Origin of the sequence: Haloferula rosea, assembly GCF_016595525.1 — a bacterium.
Lineage (GTDB): Bacteria > Verrucomicrobiota > Verrucomicrobiia > Verrucomicrobiales > Akkermansiaceae > Haloferula > Haloferula rosea.
This window is the reverse complement of sequence record NZ_JAENII010000058.1, coordinates 1-459: the sequence shown is the minus strand read 5'-3', so window position 1 is coordinate 459 and position 459 is coordinate 1. Positions and strand designations below refer to the sequence as shown.

The following is a 459-nucleotide window of genomic DNA, read 5'->3' as shown; positions in this document are numbered from 1 at the left end:
ACCACCGCCTTGTAGCGCCCCTGGAACACATGCCCCCGGCGCTTCCTGCGCCGGTTCCATCCTTGGGAAAACACCCCCATGAACCACTTCATTCCCGCCACCAGATTCGGCTCGGGCGTCTCGATCAACAGATGGAAATGGTTCCCCATCATCACCCAGGCGTGCACCCGCCAACCGTAGCTGCCGCAAACCTCGCCCAAGCGCGCCAACCACACCGTCCGATCCGTATCGTCCTCAAAAACATCCTTGCCGCCCTCGCCACGCGCCATCACATGGTAGACGGCTCCAGCCGCTTCGTAGCGGAGGGGGCGGGCCATGGCGAAAAGCTAGCCAATCCAGCCGGGTGGCGTCAATGCTTGAAAAACGGGACTCGTATGATGCCTCCACTCGCTGAGACGCGGGTGTTATGATGGCAAGAATCCCTTGCTTGTGGGGGGGACGGGGAAACCCGATTAGAAG

1 protein-coding gene is annotated in these 459 nt (G+C 61.2%); it reads right to left on the bottom strand.

Going from position 1 to position 459, the window contains the following annotated elements; all coding sequences use genetic code 11:
- Positions 1-317: transposase (locus JIN81_RS18830; RefSeq protein WP_200283641.1), on the bottom strand; the 317-nt coding region annotated here is incomplete at its 3' end.
- Positions 318-459 lie beyond the last annotated feature (142 nt).